Genomic DNA, 21820 nt, shown 5'->3' with positions numbered 1-21820 from the left:
TCTGGCCCGTGAGGTGCGACATGAAGTCGTGGCCGCAGGCGCAGGCATTTCTAGGTACGGGCGGGCCGGACCTCGCCTGCCACCGAGCAGCTACAGCGCACGCTGGAAACTGCGGGCCAGGAGTTAGGCAGGGATAGGCTGATGGCTTCCACGCATGGTGCTGAGCACGGGCTGAAGCGCTTCGCAGGATTCACCGACGCTGTCTTCGCGATCGCGCTGACCTTGCTGTTCGTCGAGATCCAGCCGCCCGGCAGTCCGGACGGGCCGCCCGCCGCCGCGGACGTCGCGCGGGCGGTGGCCGAACAGTGGCGAGATCACCTGGCGCTGATCGTCAGCTTCCTCGGCATCGGGGCTTTGCCGTACCCGGCACGGCTTTGGGCTTTTCACCTGGGCAGCGCGGGAGAGGCTGAGGCGAGTGCGATCCTCGCGGCCGTGCTACTGCTCCCATCGCTGTTCTGGCTCATGAAGTGGTTCTACGCGAGCCGACACCGTCGGCTGATCGATCGTCGCCTCGCGCCCGACTACGTCACTCAGATGACGCGGCGCTACGTGGCGGGAACGGCGGTTCTGGCGCTTGCGGTGCTGATCGCGCTGGTCGCTCCTCGGCTCGGCCTTGGCCTCAGCTTCGCCGCCACCGCCTACTGGATATTGCCGCAGCCCAAGCCCCGCTACCGGTCGGGGGAAGAACCGAGCGAAGAGGAGAGAACAAACGATTGATCGCACCCTTGCTCATTCGCATCGAAGCCAAGGAAGGCAAAGAGGACGCGGTGGCCGCGGCCTGCGAGAAGAACGCTTCGGTGCCGACGCTCAGGTGGCTGCGGCGACCAGCCGTCCGCTGAGCGCGCGATCGAGATAGGGCGCGGTGCGGCTCGCCTGGCAGGCGGCGATCTTGGCCGGCGGGCCGCTCGCGACGATCCGCCCGCCCTCGTCGCCGGCACCGGGGCCGATGTCGATTACCCAGTCGCTCGCCGCCGCCACCTTCATGTCGTGATCGACCAGGATGATACTGTTGCCCGCGTCGACTAAGGCGTGAAGCTGGCCTAGCAGCCGCTCGACATCGGTCGGGTGGAGGCCGGTGGTCGGCTCGTCGAGCACATAGAGCGCGCCGCCGCGCTGCGCGCGCTGCAACTCGGTGGCGAGCTTCACCCTTTGCGCTTCACCGCCAGAAAATTCAGTCGCCGGCTGGCCGAGGCGGAGATAGTCGAGCCCGACCTCGCGAAGCACCTTGAGCGACCGGCAGACGTTGGGCGCGTCGTCGAAGAACTCCGAAGCACCCTCGACAGTGAGCGCGAGCACCTCGGCGATGGTCTTGCCGCGATAGCGGATCTCAAGCGTCTTCGGGTTGTAGCGCGTGCCGTGACATGTCGGACAGGGGGCGTAGACGCTCGGCAGGAAGAGCAGTTCTACCATCACGAAGCCTTCCCCCTCGCAGCGCGGGCAGCGGCCCTTGACTACGTTGAACGAGAAGCGCCCGGCATCGTAGCGGCGTTTCCTGGCTTCGGGAGTCGCCGCGAACAGGGCGCGGACATGGTCAAACAGGCCGGTATAAGTGGCGAGGTTGGAGCGCGGGGTGCGACCGATGGGTTTCTGGTCGACCTCGATCAGCCGCCTGATCCCTTCGAGAGCGCCGAGAATGCCGCCCTCGGTGGGGCCGGCGGGGCGGTCTTCAAGCGCGGCTTCGGCATCCGCCTCATCTTCGGCCGGGACCGGAGTGCCGAGCGCGGCGGCGACCAGCTCGACCAGCGCCTGGCTGACCAGGCTCGATTTCCCTGAGCCGGAGATTCCGGTGACAGTGGTCATTACGCCGAGTGGGATTGCGCAGTCGACCTGCTTCAGATTGTTGCGCGAAACCCCCTCCAGACGCAGCCAGCCGGCGGGCTCGCGTTTCCGGCTCGGCATCCCGCCGCCTTCGTCGAACAGATGGCGCCTTGTCTCCGACGCGGCGACCTTGCGCAGGCCCTCGATCGGGCCGCTGTAGAGAATCTCGCCGCCATGCTCGCCGGCGGCGGGGCCCACATCGACGATCCAGTCTGCGCGTCGGACCACGTCCATCTCATGCTCGACGACGAACAGCGAATTGCCGACCGCCTTTAATCCGTCGAGTGCGCGCAGCAGAGCCTCGGTATCGGCGGGATGGAGCCCGGCAGACGGCTCGTCCATCACATAGACGACCCCGAACAGGTTGGAGACCACCTGGGTCGCCAGCCGCAGCCGCTGGAGCTCGCCGGGCGACAAGGTCGGGGTGCTGCGTTCCAGCGTCAGATAGCCGAGGCCGAGGTCGAGCAGAATGGACAGCCTGCGGCAGAGATCGGCGGCGATCCGCTCCACCACCAGCGCCTTTCCGGGATGGGTCTTGCGCAGCGCCTTGAGCTTGCCGCTTCGGCCCTCGGCATAAGGCGCGAAGATCTTCGAGAAGCGCGCCATGGGCAGCCGGCCCATCTCTGCGACGTCGAGCCCCTCGAACCTGACCGACAGGGCTTCCCGGCGCAGCCTCTTGCCGTCGCAGAGCGGGCAGGCACGGCCGATCATGAAGCGCGCCGCGCGCTTCTTCATCATCGCGCTCTGGGTGGTCGCAAAACTGTGGGTGACATGACGCTGGGCGCTCGAGAAGGTGCCCATATAGGCCGGCTCGATCTTGCGACGGATCGCGCGCTGGATCTCGTCATGGCTCCACCCGGGATAGACGGGCACCTGCGGCTGCTCGTCAGTGAACAATACCCACTTGCGCACCTTCTTCGGCAGGTCGCGCCACGGCGTGTCGACGTCGATCCCGAGGCTGATCAGGATGTCGCGCAGATTCTGGCCGCCCCAGGCCGTTGGCCAGGCGGCGATGGCGCGCTCCCGGATGGTCTTCGAAGGATCGGGCACCATTGAGGCTTCCGTGACCTCGTGGATCCGGCCGAGGCCGTGGCAGCGCGGGCAGGCGCCCTCGGGCGTATTGGGAGAGAAGGATTCGGCATCGAGATGGGCCTGGCCCGGCGGATAGTCGCCGGCGCGCGAGTACAGCATGCGCAGCAGGTTGGAGAGGGTGGTGACGCTGCCGACCGACGAGCGGCTGGTTGGCGACCCGCGCTGCTGCTGCAGTGCCACCGCCGGCGGCAGGCCCTCTATCTCGTCGACCTCGGGCACCTCCATCTGGTGGAACAGGCGGCGTGCATAAGGCGAGACCGATTCCAGATAGCGGCGCTGGGCCTCCGCATAGAGGGTGGAGAAAGCGAGCGACGACTTGCCCGATCCCGACACGCCGGTGAACACGACCAAAGCGTCGCGCGGTATGTCGACATCGACGTTCTTTAGATTGTGCTCCCGCGCCCCGCGCACGCACACGAAGCCGGAGGCCTTGTTATCTCCCATGCGAGACTCCTGGCCCCTGACACGCCGGGCGTCGGTTCGATTGCGTGATAGGGGTCTGGGTCTTCACCGTATCGCGTCACCGACGAAAGGAAAAAAGCGCGGTTGGCAGCGAAGCAGGCGCGCCCGGCTTATACCAGTTCGTATCCTGGATGTGCGAGGCAGTGACGTAGATCGTCCCGTCCGGCCCTTCCGACAGCGTATCGGGCCAGCGCAATCTCTTGTCGGTCACCACCGGCTCCAGCGCATCGCCCGTCCAATATTTTACCGAATTGTCGGTTGGCGAGGTGACATAGAGTGTGTCGTCGCTGCCCATCCAGAGTCCGTCCGCGACATTGGTCGTGCCGACGGTCTTCACTGCCGCTTCGACGTCGGAGGTCGGAGTGCCCTTGCTGAGTTTCGACGTTTCGATCGAATAGAGCGTTCGGCCGGTAAGTGCCTGCCAGTAAAGCGTGCCGCCATCGTTGGAAATCGCGAGGCTGTCCGACGAGAAGGTCGGCTGGCGGCCGTCGGGCCGACGCAGCGGCTTGCCGTCAATCTCGACGATCACGTCCTTCTCGACCTGCGTCGACTTATGGCCGTCGAGCGCGCGGAAGGCGTCACCGGTGTCAAGGTCAACGACGATGATCGCGCCGCGCGTGCCGGAATCGGTGATGTAGCCGGTCTTGCCGTCAGCGCTGAAGCGGATGTCATTGAGATAGGTGCCCTGCAGCGCCACCGTCTCGTCGAACAGGATCGTCTTGGTGACCTGATCGGCGCCAAGATCGATGCCGACCAGCTTGGGGCCGCCGGGCAAAATCTTTTCATTGCCGGGCGCCGCTGGATCGAGCACCCACAGGGCGCCTCGACCGTCTGCCACGATCGATTGCACGCAGACGAAATACTCGTCGACCGGCATTTCGCTCGCCTTCGCGTTGCGCCACGAATTCCATTTCTCGTCCGGATAGGCTTTGAGCTTTCCGCTCGGCAGCAGCTCGGCGACCGAGATCGGGGCGTCGTCGGTCCAGCGCGGGAAACAGACGAAGATCCGGCCGTCCTCGGTGACGCTTACGCCGGTCACCTGATGGCCGAAATCCGCGACCTTGGTGAGCTTCGAATCCGTGCCCGCGAACTTGAACGCGAACGCGGCTCCGGCTGCTGCGGTGCCGGCAACGGTGGCTCCGACGAGCGCCTTCTGCTTCGTGTCCATCAGACTGTCCCTCTCTCAAGCGGCCGCGTGACCGACGTGTTGCTGCTCGTCCTCTCCTCATCACCAGCGGACGCAATCTTGAACGCCAGGATCTCTGCGCGGTGGATCTGGGGAGGCTCGGCGAACAGCGAAGCGGAGCTTCCGGATAGCGCCGTGCCGACTTCGCCCGACAGATGCGCCTCGCGCCCTGCCTCGTCGGCGAAGGTATCGACGATGGCGAACCGAGTCTTTCCGAGACGCAGAGCGTACCACGACAGGGTGCCCGGCTCCCGCTCCACGGCCGATCGGGCTCCTTGCAGGAAGCGGGCAACCTCTTCCTCCGCACCGTCCCGTGCTTCAAGCGGAACATGCAGGGCCAGGCGCGGCAGGGCGTCCGCCGCCGGCACCTTGAGGGCGAGGATGTCGGCCGGCTCGATCTCCGGCAAGCCGTTGAGGATGGTGAAGGTCTTCACCACCAGCGCCCGGCCGACCGTGCCGAACAGATGCTTCAGCCGGCCGGCATTGCCGGGGAAGGTATCGAAGATGGCGAAGTCGGCGGGGCCAAAGCGCAGCGCGTACCAGTGCCGCGTGTCCTGCTCATGCTCGACCGGCTCCAGCGCACCCCGGAGGAATTCAGCGGCATCTTCCTGGTGGGTCGGCCCGGCTTCAATGCCTACAAACAGTGCCTTGTGCATCTTTTCTCTCCTTGTTCCGAAGGTAGCGCCTCGAGCTCCACGGAAGGCGTCCTGGGCCTAAATCATGGGAAGTTCGCGCGGCCGGGCGCCAAGCGGGAACGCCGCGTCGATCATGGCGAGTTCGGCGTCCGTCAGCCGCAGCGCGCCGGCGCCCGCATTGTCGGCAGCGTGCTCCGCGCTGGACGCCTTGGGGATAGCGAACAGCGATGGCCGACGCACAAGGAAGCGCAGCGCCACCTGGCGTGCTGTCGCGCCATGGCTCGCTGCAATCTCCTCCAGCACGCGGCCGCCCGGCGTGTCCGGGCCAGGGAAATTGCCATGGCCGAACGGGCTGTAGGCAACCACGGCGACGCCGTGCTCCTCACACCAAGGCAGCACGGCATGCTCGATCGCGCGCTCACCAAGATTGTAGAGAACTTGGTTGCAGGCGATCCGGCCCTCGCCGCCGGCTTTCCAAGCGGCATCGAGGTCGGGAACGTCGAAGTTGCTTACGCCCCAAGATAGGATCTTTCCCTGTTCGCAGAGCCGCTCAAAGGCGGCGAAGGTTTCCTCGAGGGGGTACGACCCGGGCCAATGCAAGAGGTAGCAGTCCAACCTGTCAGTCCGGAGGCGCGCGAGCGAGCGCTCGCAGGCGGCGACCGTCCCGCTACGGGAAGCGTTGCTGGGGAGCACCTTCGAGACGAGGAAAACCTCGTCTCGCCGCCCCGCTATGGCCTCTCCGACCACAACCTCGGCTTCGCCGTACATCTCAGCGGTGTCGATGTGGGTCATGCCGAGGTCGATGCCGTGACGCAGCGCGGCGACCGCGGTGGGCCGGTGCGCGTCGTCGATATACCAGGTCCCCTGGCCGATCACCGGGACGTCGCCGGGTGCGGCACCGAAGGGACGCCGCTCCATGGTCTCCTGTCCCGGCGAAGACGGCCCCTGCTGCGCGGCGGCGTGTGTCACGCGGCCACCGCCCGCGGCGACACCTGTTCGAATCCGTCCGTCAGTAGGATCGCAACCTTCAGGCCGACGAGAATCTCATTCGCCATCTCTCCATCTCCTACAAGTTGTCACTTCGAGATTGGCTTCGTCTACCCCTAACTCTTCAACCAACTAACCGTCTGGCCCGCGGCTCGCCCCCTCCGAACGCCACGCGGACCAGCGCCCCAATCAAACTCCCGCTTCATGCAGCGTCTGGGTTGATCCGCACCGCCCCGCGGGCGCCACCTGTTCTAGGCAGGCTGCTTCTCCGCCACGACATCGAGCTGCTCGATCGTGGGCTTCTCGAAGAGAACGCCCGTGTTCTCACCGAGCGCTTTCCCGACGTCGCCCGACAGGTGCGCCTGGCGCCCGTCTTCGTCGGGAAAGGCGTCGAATATCCCGAACGACGAGGGTCCGAACTGGATTGCGAACCACCTTACGGTCTTGGGCTCCCCTTCGACGATCGACAGCCCCTGGTTCAAGAAGGCGCGGAGATCGTCCTCTTTGCCGGGTAGTGCTTCGAGGCGTACCAGAACCGCTTTGCTGACTTGCGTTGCCATCTTGAATCTCTCCTTTGCCTTGCTCGGGTTGTCGCGATGATCAAAACGCGGCTGCGGCCGCCTCGGCGACCGTCTGATCCTGCTCGCCGCTGCCCCCGCTCACTCCTACCGCCCCGACTACCTGGCCGTCTTGGCGAAGTGGGATGCCCCCGGCGAAGATCATCACCCGGCCATGGTTGGAGTTCTGGATGCCGTAGAACTGCTTTCCGGGCTGAGCGTTCTCCCCCAGGTCCGTGGTGGCGATGTCGAACGCGCGCGCCGTGAAGGGCCTTGTTGATCGAGATGTCGATGCTGCCCACCCACGCATTGTCCATGCGGATGTGGGAGACGAGGTTGCCGCCCGCGTCGACCACGGTCACATTGCTCGGCGACCCGATCTCGCCCGCCTTGGCCTGACCGGCAGCGATCACGCGCTGTGCGTCTTCGAGCGATACGGATACTTGGCTGATGGTCATGACGTTTTCCTTGGGTTGATCGCTTGGATCATTTTCGACCGGCGTTTCGCGGCTGCCGCGTCACCGTCCCATCGATGTGCACAGTGGCGTCGCGAGGCGAGGGCCGTTCTCAGGCTTCAACTACCGCTGCTCCTTGTTCGTTCCTGGCGGCGTGAACAAATGCGGCAAGATCGACGTCCCTCAAGGACCGTGGGGTGCGGGGCCGCGGTCGGAGTCATCGCAATGCGTCAAGGAACCGATCGGAACCAGATCGTCCCCGCGGCACCCCACCGGCCGTTCGAAGGCTTTGCCGACGCCGTCTTCCCGATCGCGCTGAGCCTGCTGTCAAGCCGCCCGGCAGCCCGATGAATCCGGCCGGTTGGCCAATCTCGCCGGCAAGGTCGGCCGCGCGTTGATTGCCAAGGCGCCAACATTCATGAAGCATCGCCCACAATCGAGCACGCCAAGGTGTCGAAGTGCGAGCGGCAAGGTTAAGCGGCGGAGGCCGCTAATCGGCGGTGCTCGGCGGGTCTAGGGTAGTATGAATGGCGAAATGTATTCGTTATGTTTATCCGGTGCGGGGCGCCAAATACCGCCGACTGCCGCCGTCTTCTACGCAGGAACCGCGATGGCTATGATCGGCGAAATCGCTGGGAGTTCAACGTAGTAGGCGCAGCGGTGCGCTTCGGCGATGCCGTTCGAATCGCTCCGGGTGAAACGAACCTAACGGGCGTCATTCACCTCGAGGCGATGCTGTACTTCCGTCACGAGGCGTGAGGGTTGTGCTGCCCGCAAACCCGATCACTAACGGCGTTCGAGGGTGTCGATGATCGGACAATCTGGCCGGTCGTCGCCGTGACAGCGGGTCGCGAGGTCGAGCAGGGCGAGGCGCATTCTCTCCAGCGCCTGTGCCTTGCGGTGCAATTCATCGGCGCGCGTCGTCGCCAGCCGCTTCACGTCGGACGAGGAACGGGCGCGATCGCTCCACAGTTCGAGCAGCGTCCGGATTTCCTCGATCGGAAAGCCAAGGTCGCGGGCGTTGGCGATGAAGCGGAGCCGCTGGACATCGGCGGCGGAATAATCGCGATAGCCGCTGTCGCGGCGCGGCGGCTGCGGCACCAGGCCGATCTTCTCATAGTGGCGGATCATCCGCTGCGAGACGCCGCTCGCGTCCGAGGCGGCGCCGATCTTCACAGCTTTACCCGATTGAGGCGCAGCGCATTGGCGACGACGGTGAACGAGGACAGCGCCATCGCCGCGCCTGCGAACATCGGCGACATCAGGATGCCGAACGGCGGATAGAGCACGCCCGCCGCCACCGGCACGCCGATGCCGTTGAACAGGAACGAGAAGAACAGGTTCTGGCGGATGTTGCGCATGGTCGCGTCAGCCAGCCGGCGGGCGCGCACGATCGCGGAGAGGTCGCCGCGGGTCAGCGTCATCCCGGCGCTCTCGATCGCCACGTCGGTGCCTGTGCCCATGGCGAGGCCGACATCGGCGGCGGCGAGCGCGGGCGCGTCGTTGATACCGTCGCCGGCCATCGCCAGCCTGGCGCCCGACGCCTTGAGCTCGCCGACGATCCGCGCCTTGTCGTCGGACCTCAAATCGGCATGGACCGCATCGAGCCCGCCCACCTGCCGCGCCACGGCTTCGGCGGTCGCCGCATTGTCGCCGGTGAGCATCATCACCTTGAGCCCGTCGGCGCGCAGCGCCGCGATCGCCTCGCGGGCATTGGCGCGGACCGGATCGGCGACCGCGAGCAGGCCGGCGGGCCGGTCGTCGATCGCCACCAGCATGACGCCGGCGCCGTCTGCGCGGTGCGACTGCGCCAGTTCTTCGAGTGGTCCAGGGTCGGCACCGATCCGACGCAGCTGCGCGGCGTTGCCGATCACCACCGACCGTCCGCCCACGTTTGCGCTGACCCCAAGTCCGGTCTGCGATTCGAAATCCTGAACCGCTGCCAGCTTCAATCCGCGCTCCTGCGCCGCCGTGACGATCGCATGCGCGAGCGGGTGCTCCGATTGCGCCTCGACCGCGGCGGCGAGCGCGAGAAGATCGTCCTCGTCCTCGCCGGCAAGTGTCTTGGCCGCAATAAGCCTCGGCTTGCCCTCGGTGATCGTGCCGGTCTTGTCGATGACCAGCGTGTCGACCGTCTCCAGCGCCTGCAGCGCTTCGGCATTCTTGACGAGCACGCCGGCATGCGCCCCGCGGCCGGTGCCGACCATGATCGACATCGGCGTGGCGAGGCCGAGCGCACAGGGACAGGCGATGATGAGCACGGCGATGGCGTTCAGCAGCGCATGGCCGAAGCGCGGCTCGGGGCCGACGAAGTTCCACACTACGAAGGCAGCGAGCGCGATGGCGACGACCAAGGGCACGAACCAGCCCGAGATGCGGTCGGCAACCGCTTGGATCGGGGCGCGGCTCCGCTGCGCCTCGGCGACCATGCGAACGATCCGCGCGAGCATCGTGTCGGCGCCGACCGCGCGGGCTTCCATGACGAGGCTGCCGGTCCCGTTGACGGTGCCGCCGGTGAGCTGCGCCTCGGATATCTTTTCGACCGGCACCGGCTCGCCGGTCAGCATCGACTCGTCGACCGAGGACCGGCCCTCGATTACGACGCCGTCGACCGGTATTGCGTCGCCGGGCCGGATGCGCAGGCGGTCGCCGGCCATAACGTCGCCGACCGATACCTCTTCCTCCGAGCCGTCATCACGAATGCGGCGCGCGGTCTTGGGCGCAAGGTCGAGCAGCGCGCGGATCGCCTTGCCGGTGGCGGCGCGGGCGCGCAACTCGAGCACCTGTCCGAGCAGCACCAGCGTCACCACCACGCCCGCGGCTTCATAATAGACCGGGACCATCCCGCCGTGCATGCGGAAGGTCGGCGGAAACAGCCCGGGCGCGAAGGTCGCGACGAGGCTGTAGAGGAAGGCCGCGCCGACGCCGATCGCGATCAGCGTGAACATGTTGAGATGGCGCGTCCTGATCGACGCCCAGCCGCGCTCGAAGAACGGCTTGCCCGCCCAAAGCACGATCGGCGCGGTCAGGGTGAGCTGCACCCAAGGCGAGGCTTGCGGACTGACGATTTGCAAGCCGAGCATTTCGCCCACCATCGACACGACCAGGAGCGGTACCGCCAGCACCGCCGACACCCAGAAGCGCCGCGTGAAGTCGACCAGTTCGGGGTTGGGCGCATCGTCGAGGCTCGGTTCTTCGGGTTCGAGCGCCATGCCGCAGATCGGGCAAGTGCCCGGGCCCTCCCGCCGGATCTCGGGGTGCATCGGGCAGGTCCAGATCGCGCCCGGCGTCGCTTCGGGCTCGGGGCGCGGCCCATCGCCGAGATAGCGCTCGGGATCGCCGAGGAACTTCGTGCGACAGCCAGCGCTGCAGAAATGATAGTCCTCGCCGTCATGTCGGGCGTGGTGCGGGGTCGTCGCGGGATCGACGGTCATCCCGCATACGGGATCGATCGCGCCGCCGGTCGCCGGCTTGGTCGCGCAGCAACTCGCGCCTTGATGATGGTGGTGATCGGCATGGTTCATAGCGGGAATCCTTCCATGCCCACTCATATGGAGTCTGACATCATGTCAGAGTCAAGACATGCTAGATCGTCGGCTGCGGCGACAGCGTCCCGAGCCACGCGACCAGCGCGAGGATCAGCATGGCCGCGCTCGTTTCGAGCGCGATGCTGCCCCGCAGCGCACGCACACCGCCGGAAGCGCCACCGGCGTCCCCCGATGCCAATCGCGGCGTGAGCCGCCACCGGTTGGCGGCGGCAAGCCCGAGCATCGCCGCGAACAGCACCAGCTTTGCGATCAGGAGCTGTCCGTAGAGTGTCGTCGGCAGCCGCAGGGCGCCCTCCACGCCGACGATCATCCAGACGTTGATGAGCCCTGTAGCCACGATCAGCGCGACGATGATCGAGCCAGCCACGGCAAACCCCGCCAGCGCCGAGCGTGCCGCGGCGACCGACTGATCGTCCTCGATGCGCGCGAAGAGCAGCGTGACGAGGACCGCGAGCGCGCCGAGCCAGGCACCTGCCGCCAGCAGATGCAGCCCGTCCGCCAGGCGATGGATGGTGCCCGCAGCGCCTTCGGTCACTACGGCATGGCCCGTCCAGGCGAGCGTGCCGAGTGCGACGCCGGCGCCGAGGGTCACCACCGGCGATCGGATCTTCGCGGATTGCAAGAGCGCCGCGACGAACGCTGTCGCGAGCGCCGCGGTGCGCCACAGAAATGCGGCACCCGGCGGCGTTTCGAACAGGACGAAATCGAACGTCTCGCGACCGATGCCGGTGATCGTAGCGCTCGACATCGACGCGACCATCTGCAAGAAGGACAGGTTCGAGAGCAGCAGGCCGAGCCCGGCGAGGCCGGCGATCATCAGGCGGTCGCCGAATGGCCGAGATGGGCTGGCCGCATAAAGCGGATACACGGCCAGCCCGAACAGCAGCAGCAGATCGGCATAGACCCCGAAGCGCAGCGCCACGCCGATCCAGTCGGTCATGTCCTAGCGGACCGAGAAGGCGTGCGTGCCCGTGATGCGGTGCGTGTCGGCGCCGACGATCACCCAATCGACCCGGTAGCTCCCTGTCGAAAGCGGCCTGGCGCTGGTGAGGGTAATCGACTTCCCGTCCTCCGATACCGCGCTCGTCACGCCCGTCATCTTCATGACGTGGTTCGCCATGCCCGGCATGGAGGTCATCGTCAGCGTTGCGCTCGACAATCGGGGCATGACGCGCTCGCTGAAGGTGAGCTGCACCGTCGTGGTCGGTGCGACGGTGGCGTTCGCGGCGGGCGTCGCCGCGACGATCTTCGGGTGCGCGTGCGCGGCGGCGGGCACGCTCAGTGCGGCCATCACCGCGAACGGGGCGATCAGCGATCGGAACTTCATATCAAACTCCTTTTGCAATCCATGTTAGGCGATACGCAGTTGCCGCGCGCATCCCTCACGCCAGCTTGGATGAGGGCACAATCCGCGCCATGCGTATGAGGGAGGCAGAAGGAAAGGTCAGGCGATGAACAACGATATCGACAGCGCGCTGGCTCGCTTCGCCGGGGCGGAACCGCATGCCGGCCTCGCCGGGCTCGAAGACCGCGTAATGTGCGCGATCGCGAGCCGATCGTCGTCTTCGGGTCTGGCGATGGGCGCATCGCTGAGTGCGGCCGCATTCGCGCTGGTGCTCGGCATCGTCAGCAATGCCGTGCCGCTGGCCGAAGCGCGCGCGGTGTCGACGCTCGCGCCGTTCGGCGCGCCGAGCCCGCTGGCGCCCTCCTCCTTGCTGCTCGAACCGCGATGAGAGCGCGTCAGCTTATCCTCATCGGGTTGATCGCGTTCGCTGCTGCGGTCATCGGGGTGCTGGTCGGGCGGTATTTCGTTCCCGCTCCGCCGCAGCCGGCGGCCGAGCTCCACGCGGTGCTGCACGAGCAGCTTTCGCTCGATCCGGAGCAGGAGCGACGGCTTGAAGCGCTGGAAGCGAGCTTCGCGGTTCGGCGCCGTGCGCTTGAGCTCGAGATGCGCGCCGAGAATGCCCGTCTTGCCGATGCCATCGCCGCCGAGCACGGCAATGGCCCTCGCGTCGCCGCCGCGGTCGACGCCTCGCACCGGACGATGGGCCAGCTCCAGAAGGAGACGCTGGCGCACATCTTCGCGATGCGCGCGCTGTTGAAACCGGAGCAGGCGGCAAAGTTCGATGCCGCCGTGACCAGGGCGCTGACCGAAGAACCCCGGTGAACGACGGTCTGGCCGACCGCACGGACGGCGAGCTCGTCGCGCTGGCGCTGGGCGGCCCGGAGGCGGCCTTCGCCGAGATCGTCAGCCGGCACAAGCAGCCGCTCCACCGCCTGATCGCCCGGATCATCGGCGATGACGACGAAGCGCTCGACGTCCTCCAGGACGTGTTCGTCGCGGCGCACGGATCGCTGCGCCGGTTCGACATGGGGCGGCCGATGCGTGCCTGGCTCGCGCGCATCGCGATCAACAAGGCGCGCGACTGGCGGCGACGCCGAGCGGTGCGGCGATTGATTTGGGCGGTGCTGCCCATCGAGCACGCATCGGACATCGCCGACGACCAGCCCGCGGTCGACACGCTCGCGGCCGACCGCGAAGAACTGCGGCAGGTGGGCGCGGCGATCGCCACGCTTCCGGCCAATCTGCGCGAGACGCTGGTGCTGCGCGCGATCGAGGGCATGAGCCAGGCGGAAACCGCCGAGGCGCTGGGAATCAGCGAGAAGGCGGTCGAGACGCGCCTCTATCGCGCCCGGCTGCGACTCGCGGCCGAGATCGACCGGCAACGATAGACGCTTGACCCTGACATGGTGTCAGACCCCATCTTGCCTTCAGCTTTTTTCGACTCCGCCATGAGGGGCATGATCGCCGCGCGCGTATGGTTCGGTAAGCCTCGCCAAGATTTCAGGACGATGAATGACCGCTTCGATTGATCGCCGGACACTGCTTCGCGGAACCGCCGCGCTGGGCGGCACGGCCGCGCTTGCCGCATGGTTTCCCGCCTGGGCGCAGCCCGTCTCGCAAGGCCTCGTAAGGCCGCTCCCGACCGTTTCAGGCGAGGACATCACGCTCACCATCGCGCGCCAGACGATGATGATCGACGGGCGATCCTCGCCCGCGATCGGTATCAACGGCACCGTGCCGGCACCGCTCATTCGGCTGCGCGAAGGCCAGATGGTGCGGCTCAATGTCGTGAACGACCTAGACGAGGACAGCTCGATCCACTGGCACGGCCTCCTCGTTCCGCCGCAGCACGACGGCGTGCCGGGCGTCTCGTTTCCCGGTATCAAGCCGCGATCGAATTATCTCTACGAATTCCCGATCAAGCAGAACGGCACCTATTGGTATCACAGCCATTCGGGGCTGCAGGAACAACTCGGCCATTATGGCCCGATCGTCATCGACCCCGTCGGCGAGGATCCGGCCCAGTATGACCGCGAGCACGTCATCGTGCTTTCGGACCACAGCCGGATGTCGCCCGAGGCGATCTTCCGGAACATGAAGCTCAATCCCGGCGGGTTCAATTTCCAGAAGCAGACCCTGGCCGGCCTGCTGGCGGGACGGGACCAGACAGCATCGCAACGCCTGATGTGGGGCGGCATGCGGATGGACCCGACCGACATTTCGGACGCAACCGGCTCGATCTACACCTACCTGGTCAACGGCCACGGCCCGATGGACAACTGGACCGCGCTGTTCACGCCGGGCGAGCGCGTGCGCCTGAGGTTCATCAACGCATCGGCGATGACCACCTTCAACGTCCGCATACCAGGATTGCCGATGAGCATCGTCCAGGCTGACGGGCAGAACGTCATGCCGGTCGAGGTCCAAGAGTTCCAGATCGGCGTCGCCGAAACCTACGACGCGATCGTCACGCCGAGCGAGGACCGGGCCTTCACGCTAGTCGGCGAGGCGATCGACCGCTCGGGCATGGCGCGCGCCACGCTGGCGCCGCGCGCCGGCATGAGCGCCGCGGTGCCGCCGCTGCGCGAGCGTCCGCTCGCGACCATGAAGGACATGGGCATGGGCGACATGTCGATGGATCATGGCGGCATGGGCGGGATGGACATGTCGGGCGGGATGCGCGGCGTCGATCCCACCGCCGAGCAGAACCCATCGGCCGCGCTCGCGACCGGCGCGATGGCCGGCGGCGCGGCGGCGGTGGGCAATATGGATCACAGCACGATGCCGATGGACCATTCCGGCATGGCCGGCATGGATCACGGCGCCATGGCCGGCCAATCGGGCGGGATGGCCGGGATGGATCATTCGGCGATGGGCGGACAGTCCGGCGCGATGGCGGGCATGGACCACGGTTCGATGGACATGGGCTCGATGAGCATGCGCGATTTTTCCAATGCGCCGCAGGTCAAGAAAGGCCCAGGCGTCCAGACGATCTCGCCGATGCCGATGGACCGGACCGGCGAGCCCGGCCAGGGGCTGGAGAATGTCGGGCACAAGGTGCTCGTCTACCGCGACCTGATGGCGCTCGACCGCAACCCCGACGTCCGCGCACCGTCGCGCAGTATCGACATCCACCTCACCGGCAACATGGAGCGTTTCATGTGGTCGTTCGACGGCGAGAAGATGTCGGACGTCCACGAGCCGATCCCGTTCATCGAAGGCGAGCGCGTGCGCGTGAACCTCATCAACGACAGCATGATGGGGCACCCGATCCACATCCACGGCCACTTCTTCGAGCTGGTGACGGGGCACGGCGACCGCGCGCCAAGAAAGCACACCGTCATCGTCCAGCCGGGCGGCAAGGTGACCTGGGACTTCACCGCCGACGCGGTCGGCGACTGGGCGTTCCACTGCCACCTCCTCTATCACATGCACGCGGGCATGATGCGCGTCGTGAGCGTGCGGCCGCGGGGAGACGCGGCATGAAGACGCTGCTTCGGCTCGGCGCCGCTCCCGTCGTCCTCCTGGCCGCGCCCGCCGCGGCGCAGACGATGGACCATTCCAACATGCCCGGCATGACGATGCCGGCGCAAGCGGAGCCGGCGCCCAGACCTGCTCAGCAGCCGCCTTCGCCTTCGGCGGCACAAGATGCCGCCCCCGCCCCCGCCGCTCCCGATTGCTCGCCCGAGCACGCAGCGATGGGCAATTGCACGCCCAAGCCCGCAACCGATCCGCACGCGGGCCATGCCATGCCGGACGCGGCCCAGGCGGCGCCCGCGATGGAGATGACCGGCACCGCGCTTCCGGCCGGCAATGCCCCGGCGCCGCAGCCGCCGGAGGATCATTATGCCGATCGCCAGTTTCCACCCGAAGAGATGGCGGATGCCCGCCGCCAGATGATGTTCGAGCAGGGCGGCCAGCCTTTCTATCAGGTGATGTTCAACCTCGCGGAATATCAGGCGCGCGAGGGTGCCGACGGCTTCCGCTGGGACGGCGAGGGTTGGTTCGGCGGCGACGTCAACCGGCTCGTGGTGAAGATCGAAGGCTCGGGCGCGTTCGGCGAAGGGGTCGAGGATGCCGAAATTCAGGCGCTCTATTCGCGCGCGATCGGCCCCTACTTCAACCTCCAGGCCGGCATCCGCTACGACTTCAAACCCAATCCCTCACGCACCTACGCCACGATCGGCTTCGAGGGGCTTGCGCCCTATTGGTTCGAGGTCGAGGGCGCGCTGTTCCTCTCCGACAAAGGCGACGTGCTCGGCCGGCTCGAAGGCTATTACGACCAGCGGATCACCCAGCGGTTGATCCTGCAGCCGCGCGCCGAGTTTAATCTTGCCGCGCAGGATGTGCCGGAAACCGGCATCGGCTCCGGCCTGTCGGACATCGAGCTTGGCCTGCGCCTGCGCTACGAGATCACACGCCAGTTCGCGCCCTATATCGGCGTGTCGTGGGACAGGAAGATCGGCGACACCGCCGACTTCGCGCGCACGGCGGGTGAGAATCCGTCATCCACCAGCATCGTGTTTGGGATCAGGACCTGGTTCTGAACTAGACAGGACGATCGAGCCGCGCGCGAACGGCACGCCAGGTCGAAAGGAGATAAATGATGAAGATGTTCCGTACTCTCGCTCTTGCACTGGCGCTGGGCACACCGGCGGTCACGATGGCAGCGGGACCCATCGTCGTTCATCGCGATCCGGGCTGCGGCTGCTGCGAGCAGTGGGCACGCCAAGTGAAGGCCGGGTTCGATCGTCAAGTCAGAATGATTGACGATCCCAACCGCGCGGCGCTTAAGGCCCGGCTCGGTGTCCCAGCCGCGCAGTCGTCCTGCCACACCGCGATCGTCGATGGCATGGCGTTCGAAGGGCACGTCCCGATCGCCGATATGAAGCGCGCGCTCGCCGCGCGCCCGGCGGGTGTCAAGGGCCTCGCCGTGGCCGGCATGCCGATCGGCTCCCCCGGGATGGAAGTCGCCGGCGCCAAGCGACAGCCTTACGTCGTCATCGCCTTCGGAGAGAACGGCCAGCGAGTGTTCGCGCGTCACTAAAGATAGGAAGGTTCAATCGATGGAACAGGATCACGAAATGAAGAGTATGTCGTGGGGTCGCTTTGCGGCGATGATCGCAACCTCCACGTTGATCATGTTCTTCCTGATGTACCAGCTCGTCTATTCGTCCGAGCATCTGATGTTCAGCATCAACCGGCTGGTCGCCTCGCTGGTGATGGGCGCGGTGATGACAATGGTGATGCTCGGCTTCATGTGGTCGATGTACAAGGGCATGGCGATCAAGCTCGGGATCTTGGCGTTTGCGCTGGTCCTCGGCGTGGCCTCGCTTCTGGTCAATCGCAGTCAGGCGCTTATCTCCGACGTCACCTTCATGAAGTCGATGATCCCGCACCATTCGATCGCGATCAACAACGCGCGCAAGGCCAGCATCAGCGATCCCCGGGTTCGCGTGCTGGCCGACCAGATCATCGCCAGCCAGGTCCGCGAGATCGCCGAGATGAAGCTCCTCATCGAAGACATCGATCGGAACGGCGAACGCGGCACCCAGCCACTGCCGGCGCGGTCGGCCGAGGTTACGCAGGATATGCTGCCCGAGATTCGGGCTGCTGTTCGTTGAAGCGCAAGCCTTACGGATTACGCCCGCACAGGTTCCCGCGGATAACCTCACGATAAGCGGAGGCGCCAGCCCAATGCCACGAGCCTTCGATAGCGACAGCTTCTCACTGTGGCGAGAAGCGAAAATCGCCCGAGCGTAGCATTTGCGGCCGCGGAGAACGGCAGGCGGCAGGACCAGGCGATTGCGGACGCCTCTAGAGTAGTACGAACGGCGAAATATATTCGTTATGTTTATCCTGCGCGGGGCGCCATCTCTCTCATTGAGATGGCTTCATTGACAACGCCGCCAGCCGCGGACGTTGGTCGTGCTGTTTAGAGTGGCGACTTCGTTGCTACCTTCTATCGGCGTTCCAAGAGCGCACCCCCTTCGTGGCTTGTGAATTAAGAGGGCTTCGCTTCTGCTGAGACGGTCCGTTTTCGACCGTAACGACCATTTTCGTCGACCAGCCTTGAGGCGTCACCGAATATCTCGGACCTCGATCGCTCCGACAGTAGCGCTGCCATGGCGTGCTGCCCCACGACTTTGCCCCGATGAAGTTGGTGAACAAATAGTTCCTTAACATGACTATCATGTCGCGGACGGGGCTAACCGCCGTGCAACTACTGACCTGGTAGGCATGGAAAGAACAGCCGAACGGAAGTTTTGGCTTGCCGCGCTCATTGCCTCGTCATCGAGGGCGCGCACGTCGTGCAGCGCGAACGGTGTCTGCCATTCCCAGCGCGCCTTCCGCGCTGTCGCCTTAAGGGGCGCAAATAGCTCCTCGATGGACATGCCGGTCTGACGATAGCTCGCAGCAGGTCCGCCCGTCGTGGTGGCCGCCATGACCGGGAGGCCTTTCAGCAGTGAAGCGGTGTTTGGTTCGAGGTAAATCAAGGGAGTTAGAACCACATCTTGCCAGCGCTTGAGCAGGGGCGGTGTAGAGTACCAGAACATAGGAAATTGAAGAACCAGACGATCGGCCCGCAGCAGGCGGTCGCGCTCAGCCGAGAGGTCGATCTTTTCATCGGGATATGCGGCGTAGAGATCGACGATCTCAAGTCCGGGCAGGTCATCCAGGCCGGAGAGCAGCGCGCGATTGGCACGGGAGGCCGCAAGATTAGGATGCGCGAGCAGCAGTGCGGTCGTCATGTAAGTCTCCTTGCATTGCCAAACCTGATCGCCTCGCCGCCATCTTTCAAAATGATGTTTCTTATGCCAGATCATTCACGCGATGAATTTACGATCCGTCGATCTCAACCTGCTCGTCATCGTGGATGCGTTGCTGGACGAGGCGCATGTGGGCCGTGCGGCGGAGCGCCTCGGCCTTACGCAGCCTGCGGCCTCGAACGCGCTGGCGCGCGCACGCGCCCTATTTGACGATCCGCTTCTGGTGCGTGCGTCTTCCAAGGGGTTCCGCCGCACACCGCGTGCAGAGGCGATTCGCGAACCTCTCCGAGTTGCTCTCGCTGAGTTGGCCGGGGTTGTTTCACTTGGCCCGATTAGCCTGGCAGGACTTCGCGGCGCCGTCCGGATTGTCGCCGCGGACATTCTGGCTGCGCCGCTCGGTGGCGTTCTCACCAAAGAACTGGCCCAGCGGGCACCCGGAATAGACTTGGTCTTCCATCCCTGGCACGTGGGGGACGAAGTCGATCGCCTGGAACGCGGTGAGGTCGATATCGTCGTCAGCGTCACATCCGCTTCGGGCGCATCACTGCGCAGCGAGCCGCTGGGAAGCTACGCTTATTCGATCGTGATGCGCCGCAAGCATCCGGCTGCCGACGCGGAGGTGCTCGATACCGATCTATGGCTGGCATTTCCTCATCTCGTCGTTTCCGGACGAGGGGATAGGCGGGGATCGGTAGATGCCGCTCTTGATCGCATCGGCCGACAGCGGCGGGTTGCCGCCGTCGCGCCCAGCTTCCTGCACGCACTCGAACTGCTGCGCGACACGGACCTGATCGCTGCTTTCCCACAAATTGTCATGAGCAGCGCCGCGGCAGCGGGCCTGGTGTCCAAGCCCGCGCCGATACCTCTAGATCCGATATCGCTCCACCTTGTGCGGCACAGCCGCACTGACATGGACCCCGCCGTGACTCTGGTCGCAGAGCTTGTCCGTAAAGTCGCGCCGAACTTGCAGGATGGCTAGGAGGCCTAGTCACGCCTCTTCGATGTAGCACTGTTCCGCCTGCGAGACGTTGTGTTCACATTGATGCACTCCTGCACGCCTCGCGAACCGATTATCTCCTCAGCATGAGGCGCGCCCAGGTCGATGGTCGACCGAACCCGGTGCTTCCTTGCCATGAAGGAGTTTTCGCCATGACGGATATCTGGTCCCCCATCACCGTTGGCCGCATGAGCCTGCCCCACCGGTTGGCAATGGCACCGATGACACGCAGCCGTGCGCAGGTCGACGGCACGCCCGGCGCTCTCGCGGCGCAATATTATCAGCAACGCGCTTCGATGGGCCTGCTCATCACCGAAGGCACGCAACCTTCGGACGACGGCCAGGGTTATCTGACCACGCCGGGCATCTATACCGACGCCCATGTGAAAGGCTGGCGCCAGGTCGCCGACGCGGTGCACGCGGAAGGCGGTAAGCTGGCCATCCAGCTGATGCACGTCGGCCGGATGTCGCACCCTAGCAACACGCCGCACGGCCGTCAGCCGGTCGCGCCCTCCGCCATCGCGCCTGGGGTCGAGATGTTCACGGCAACCGGCATGCTCGACATTCCGGAGCCTCGCGCGTTGGAGACCGACGAGATCGCCCAGACCGTGGCCGACTTCGCCTACGCCGCACGGCGCGCCATCGAAGCCGGTGCCGACGCGGTCGAGATTCACGGCGCGAACGGCTATATCGTGCACCAGTTTCTGGCGCCGAACGCGAATACCCGCATCGATGCCTATGGCGGCTCGGTCGAGAACCATGCGCGTTTCGCCGTGGAGGTCGCCCAAGCGATCGCCGACGCAATCGGCGCCGATCGCACCGGCATCCGTCTCTCGCCAGGCATTCCGATGGGCGGCATCAAGGAGGGCAGCGAGAACGACGAGGTCTATCGCTACCTCGCCGAGCAATTCGATCGGATCGGTCTTGCCTACATTCACCTGCTGCATGGCGGCAACGAGCAGCTGCTGGCCGACATCCGGGACCGGTTCTCCGGCACGCTGATCGTCAACCGGCCAGGCCGTACGCGCGAGCAGGTCGGCAGCGATATCGCTGCAGGCACGGCCGACATGGAATCGATCGGCGTGATGAGCCTGTCGAACCCCGATCTGGTCGCCCGGCTCAGAATGGGCGCTCCGCTCAACGAGGTGAAATACGACAAATTCTACGGCGCGGGCACCGAGGGCTACGTCGACTATCCCGTGCTGGAAACTGCCTGATTTTCGCGGCGGAGCCGGGCTCGGCCTGGCCCCGCCTCCGGGCACCTCGTGAGGCGGATTGCCCCGTGCCGATCCATCTGCGGACGGCAGACGATTTCTCCGCCTGAAATTGGAGAGCAGCGATGACATATCACTTCAAATCCGCCGACGCCGCGCTGCTGCTTGTCGACTATCAGGTCGGCACGCTTCAGCTTGCCAACACCACGCCCGCCTATGAAGCGCTGCGCAACGCGATCGTGCTTGCCAAGGCCGCCAAGGTGCTGGGCATCCCGGTCGTGCTGACCGCCAGCCAAGAGGACCGCGTGCAGGGCCCCACGCACGACTGGTTCTCGCGCGTCGTCCCGGAGGCATACGAAGGCCGCGTCCTGCGCAGCGGCGTGATCGATGCCTGGCAGGATCCCGCCTTCCGCGCTGCGGTCGAGGAGACCGGGCGCAGGCAGCTGATCATCGGTGCGATCACCACCGATATCTGCCTGGTCCTGCCCGCGATCAGCGCACACGAGGCGGGATACGAGGTGCAGGCGGTGATGGACGCGTCGAGTTCGCCCTATCGGATCAACGAGGACATCTCGCGGCATCGGCTCGATCGTGCCGGCGTCGAGATGACGGTGACGAACACGATCATCGCCGAGCTGACGCAGGATTGGTCGACCCCCGAAGGCCAGCAGATCGCCCAGATTCTGCCGACGCCTTACCTGATGCGCCCCGTCGACTGAACCCGGAACCGGGCGAGGGAGGAGCGATCGGGTCG

22 protein-coding genes and 1 pseudogene are annotated in these 21820 nt (G+C 65.7%); 11 read left to right on the top strand and 12 right to left on the bottom strand.

Features of this window, described 5'->3' with window-relative positions; genetic code table 11:
• Positions 1 to 141 precede the first annotated feature (141 nt).
• Positions 142 to 717 (top strand): TMEM175 family protein, encoded by a 576-nt coding sequence (locus tag ACM608_RS06505; protein WP_419682439.1) that lies wholly within the window; start codon positions 142 to 144, stop codon positions 715 to 717.
• A gap of 90 nt (positions 718 to 807) precedes the next feature.
• Here ACM608_RS06505 and ACM608_RS06500 read toward each other — a convergent pair whose 3' ends face one another.
• From ACM608_RS06500 to copC, 11 genes and pseudogenes are all read right to left on the bottom strand, one after another.
• Positions 808 to 3354, bottom strand: a complete 2547-nt coding sequence (locus tag ACM608_RS06500; RefSeq protein WP_419682438.1) for an excinuclease ABC subunit A — start codon at positions 3352 to 3354, stop codon at positions 808 to 810.
• 76 nt (positions 3355 to 3430) lie between these two features.
• Positions 3431 to 4540: an L-dopachrome tautomerase-related protein gene (locus tag ACM608_RS06495; protein ID WP_419682437.1), complete on the bottom strand. Its 1110-nt coding sequence runs from the start codon at positions 4538 to 4540 to the stop codon at positions 3431 to 3433.
• Entirely contained in the window at positions 4540 to 5214 is a 675-nt protein-coding gene (locus tag ACM608_RS06490; RefSeq protein WP_184724585.1) for a putative quinol monooxygenase, read from the bottom strand. The genes ACM608_RS06495 and ACM608_RS06490 overlap by 1 nt, the downstream gene beginning before the upstream one ends.
• Before the next feature lie 57 nt (positions 5215 to 5271).
• A complete protein-coding gene (locus ACM608_RS06485; protein ID WP_419682436.1) occupies positions 5272 to 6162 on the bottom strand; it encodes an aldo/keto reductase in 891 nt (296 codons plus the stop codon).
• 269 nt (positions 6163 to 6431) lie between these two features.
• A complete protein-coding gene (locus ACM608_RS06480) occupies positions 6432 to 6740 on the bottom strand; it encodes a putative quinol monooxygenase (RefSeq protein ID WP_188073327.1) in 309 nt (102 codons plus the stop codon).
• A gap of 40 nt (positions 6741 to 6780) precedes the next feature.
• The gene (locus tag ACM608_RS06475; RefSeq protein WP_419682435.1) at positions 6781 to 7047 is read right to left on the bottom strand and encodes a heme-binding protein; all 267 of its coding nucleotides are present in this window, start codon (positions 7045 to 7047) and stop codon (positions 6781 to 6783) included.
• Between the two features lie 19 nt (positions 7048 to 7066).
• Positions 7067 to 7195, bottom strand: a pseudogene (locus tag ACM608_RS06470) (heme-binding protein); the annotation flags it as partial.
• 783 nt (positions 7196 to 7978) lie between these two features.
• Positions 7979 to 8368 (bottom strand): Cu(I)-responsive transcriptional regulator, encoded by a 390-nt coding sequence (gene cueR / locus ACM608_RS06465; RefSeq protein WP_188073328.1) that lies wholly within the window; start codon positions 8366 to 8368, stop codon positions 7979 to 7981.
• Positions 8365 to 10716 carry a heavy metal translocating P-type ATPase gene (locus ACM608_RS06460; protein ID WP_419682434.1) on the bottom strand — a complete coding sequence of 784 codons (2352 nt, stop codon included), beginning with the start codon at positions 10714 to 10716 and terminating at the stop codon, positions 8365 to 8367. Before ACM608_RS06460 ends, cueR begins: the two co-directional genes overlap by 4 nt.
• A 61-nt stretch (positions 10717 to 10777) precedes the next feature.
• On the bottom strand, positions 10778 to 11680 hold the full coding sequence (gene copD, locus ACM608_RS06455; RefSeq protein ID WP_419682433.1) for a copper homeostasis membrane protein CopD: 903 nt from the start codon (positions 11678 to 11680) through the stop codon (positions 10778 to 10780).
• A gap of 3 nt (positions 11681 to 11683) precedes the next feature.
• The gene (gene copC, locus ACM608_RS06450) at positions 11684 to 12067 is read right to left on the bottom strand and encodes a copper homeostasis periplasmic binding protein CopC (RefSeq protein WP_419682432.1); all 384 of its coding nucleotides are present in this window, start codon (positions 12065 to 12067) and stop codon (positions 11684 to 11686) included.
• A gap of 124 nt (positions 12068 to 12191) precedes the next feature.
• Between copC and ACM608_RS06445 the strand changes: the two genes are divergently transcribed.
• The 7 genes from ACM608_RS06445 (at position 12192) to ACM608_RS06415 (ending at position 17709) form a co-directional block, all read left to right on the top strand.
• On the top strand, positions 12192 to 12473 hold the full coding sequence (locus ACM608_RS06445) for a hypothetical protein (protein WP_188073332.1): 282 nt from the start codon (positions 12192 to 12194) through the stop codon (positions 12471 to 12473).
• Entirely contained in the window at positions 12470 to 12907 is a 438-nt protein-coding gene (locus ACM608_RS06440) for a periplasmic heavy metal sensor (RefSeq protein WP_188073333.1), read from the top strand. The genes ACM608_RS06445 and ACM608_RS06440 overlap by 4 nt, the downstream gene beginning before the upstream one ends.
• A complete protein-coding gene (locus ACM608_RS06435) occupies positions 12904 to 13473 on the top strand; it encodes an RNA polymerase sigma factor (protein WP_419682431.1) in 570 nt (189 codons plus the stop codon). The genes ACM608_RS06440 and ACM608_RS06435 overlap by 4 nt, the downstream gene beginning before the upstream one ends.
• A 124-nt stretch (positions 13474 to 13597) precedes the next feature.
• On the top strand, positions 13598 to 15571 hold the full coding sequence (locus ACM608_RS06430; protein ID WP_419682430.1) for a copper resistance system multicopper oxidase: 1974 nt from the start codon (positions 13598 to 13600) through the stop codon (positions 15569 to 15571).
• Entirely contained in the window at positions 15568 to 16632 is a 1065-nt protein-coding gene (locus ACM608_RS06425) for a copper resistance protein B (protein WP_419682429.1), read from the top strand. The genes ACM608_RS06430 and ACM608_RS06425 overlap by 4 nt, the downstream gene beginning before the upstream one ends.
• A gap of 56 nt (positions 16633 to 16688) precedes the next feature.
• On the top strand, positions 16689 to 17132 hold the full coding sequence (locus tag ACM608_RS06420; RefSeq protein ID WP_419682428.1) for a DUF411 domain-containing protein: 444 nt from the start codon (positions 16689 to 16691) through the stop codon (positions 17130 to 17132).
• A 37-nt stretch (positions 17133 to 17169) separates the two neighbouring features.
• Entirely contained in the window at positions 17170 to 17709 is a 540-nt protein-coding gene (locus ACM608_RS06415; RefSeq protein ID WP_419682427.1) for a DUF305 domain-containing protein, read from the top strand.
• A gap of 567 nt (positions 17710 to 18276) precedes the next feature.
• Here the strand turns inward: ACM608_RS06415 and ACM608_RS06410 are convergent.
• Positions 18277 to 18837: an NAD(P)H-dependent oxidoreductase gene (locus ACM608_RS06410; protein WP_419682426.1), complete on the bottom strand. Its 561-nt coding sequence runs from the start codon at positions 18835 to 18837 to the stop codon at positions 18277 to 18279.
• A gap of 82 nt (positions 18838 to 18919) precedes the next feature.
• Between ACM608_RS06410 and ACM608_RS06405 the strand changes: the two genes are divergently transcribed.
• The 3 genes from ACM608_RS06405 to ACM608_RS06395 all read left to right on the top strand — a co-directional run bounded on the left by ACM608_RS06405 (position 18920) and on the right by ACM608_RS06395 (position 21785).
• Complete coding sequence (locus ACM608_RS06405; protein WP_419682425.1) at positions 18920 to 19834, top strand: LysR family transcriptional regulator; 915 nt, start codon at positions 18920 to 18922, stop codon at positions 19832 to 19834.
• A gap of 170 nt (positions 19835 to 20004) precedes the next feature.
• Positions 20005 to 21069, top strand: coding sequence for an alkene reductase (locus ACM608_RS06400; RefSeq protein WP_419682424.1), 1065 nt, complete (start codon positions 20005 to 20007; stop codon positions 21067 to 21069).
• A 122-nt stretch (positions 21070 to 21191) separates the two neighbouring features.
• Positions 21192 to 21785 (top strand): isochorismatase family protein, encoded by a 594-nt coding sequence (locus ACM608_RS06395; RefSeq protein WP_419682423.1) that lies wholly within the window; start codon positions 21192 to 21194, stop codon positions 21783 to 21785.
• The last annotated feature ends 35 nt before the right edge of the window (positions 21786 to 21820 follow it).

The sequence above is a fragment of the Sphingomonas sp. ID0503 genome (assembly GCF_048565625.1).
In the GTDB taxonomy this organism is placed as follows: Bacteria; Pseudomonadota; Alphaproteobacteria; order Sphingomonadales; family Sphingomonadaceae; genus JBLZUR01.
The sequence above is the reverse complement of the archived record's forward strand: the minus strand, read 5'-3'. Positions and strand labels throughout refer to the sequence as shown.

Excerpts from the sequence above, each read along its gene's own strand:
- ACM608_RS06490 (WP_184724585.1), bottom strand. The coding sequence starts at position 5,214 with ATGCACAAGGCACTGTTTGTAGGCATTGAAGCCGGGCCGACCCACCAG.
- copC (WP_419682432.1), bottom strand. The coding sequence starts at position 12,067 with ATGAAGTTCCGATCGCTGATCGCCCCGTTCGCGGTGATGGCCGCACTG.
- ACM608_RS06480 (WP_188073327.1), bottom strand. The coding sequence starts at position 6,740 with ATGGCAACGCAAGTCAGCAAAGCGGTTCTGGTACGCCTCGAAGCACTA.
- ACM608_RS06415 (WP_419682427.1), top strand. The coding sequence starts at position 17,170 with ATGAAGAGTATGTCGTGGGGTCGCTTTGCGGCGATGATCGCAACCTCC.
- ACM608_RS06445 (WP_188073332.1), top strand. The coding sequence starts at position 12,192 with ATGAACAACGATATCGACAGCGCGCTGGCTCGCTTCGCCGGGGCGGAA.
- ACM608_RS06420 (WP_419682428.1), top strand. The coding sequence starts at position 16,689 with ATGATGAAGATGTTCCGTACTCTCGCTCTTGCACTGGCGCTGGGCACA.
- ACM608_RS06395 (WP_419682423.1), top strand. The coding sequence starts at position 21,192 with ATGACATATCACTTCAAATCCGCCGACGCCGCGCTGCTGCTTGTCGAC.
- copD (WP_419682433.1), bottom strand. The coding sequence starts at position 11,680 with ATGACCGACTGGATCGGCGTGGCGCTGCGCTTCGGGGTCTATGCCGAT.
- ACM608_RS06410 (WP_419682426.1), bottom strand. The coding sequence starts at position 18,837 with ATGACGACCGCACTGCTGCTCGCGCATCCTAATCTTGCGGCCTCCCGT.
- ACM608_RS06440 (WP_188073333.1), top strand. The coding sequence starts at position 12,470 with ATGAGAGCGCGTCAGCTTATCCTCATCGGGTTGATCGCGTTCGCTGCT.
- ACM608_RS06405 (WP_419682425.1), top strand. The coding sequence starts at position 18,920 with ATGAATTTACGATCCGTCGATCTCAACCTGCTCGTCATCGTGGATGCG.
- ACM608_RS06500 (WP_419682438.1), bottom strand. The coding sequence starts at position 3,354 with ATGGGAGATAACAAGGCCTCCGGCTTCGTGTGCGTGCGCGGGGCGCGG.
- ACM608_RS06495 (WP_419682437.1), bottom strand. The coding sequence starts at position 4,540 with ATGGACACGAAGCAGAAGGCGCTCGTCGGAGCCACCGTTGCCGGCACC.
- ACM608_RS06505 (WP_419682439.1), top strand. The coding sequence starts at position 142 with ATGGCTTCCACGCATGGTGCTGAGCACGGGCTGAAGCGCTTCGCAGGA.
- ACM608_RS06475 (WP_419682435.1), bottom strand. The coding sequence starts at position 7,047 with ATGCGTGGGTGGGCAGCATCGACATCTCGATCAACAAGGCCCTTCACG.
- ACM608_RS06400 (WP_419682424.1), top strand. The coding sequence starts at position 20,005 with ATGACGGATATCTGGTCCCCCATCACCGTTGGCCGCATGAGCCTGCCC.
- ACM608_RS06460 (WP_419682434.1), bottom strand. The coding sequence starts at position 10,716 with ATGAACCATGCCGATCACCACCATCATCAAGGCGCGAGTTGCTGCGCG.
- ACM608_RS06425 (WP_419682429.1), top strand. The coding sequence starts at position 15,568 with ATGAAGACGCTGCTTCGGCTCGGCGCCGCTCCCGTCGTCCTCCTGGCC.
- ACM608_RS06430 (WP_419682430.1), top strand. The coding sequence starts at position 13,598 with ATGACCGCTTCGATTGATCGCCGGACACTGCTTCGCGGAACCGCCGCG.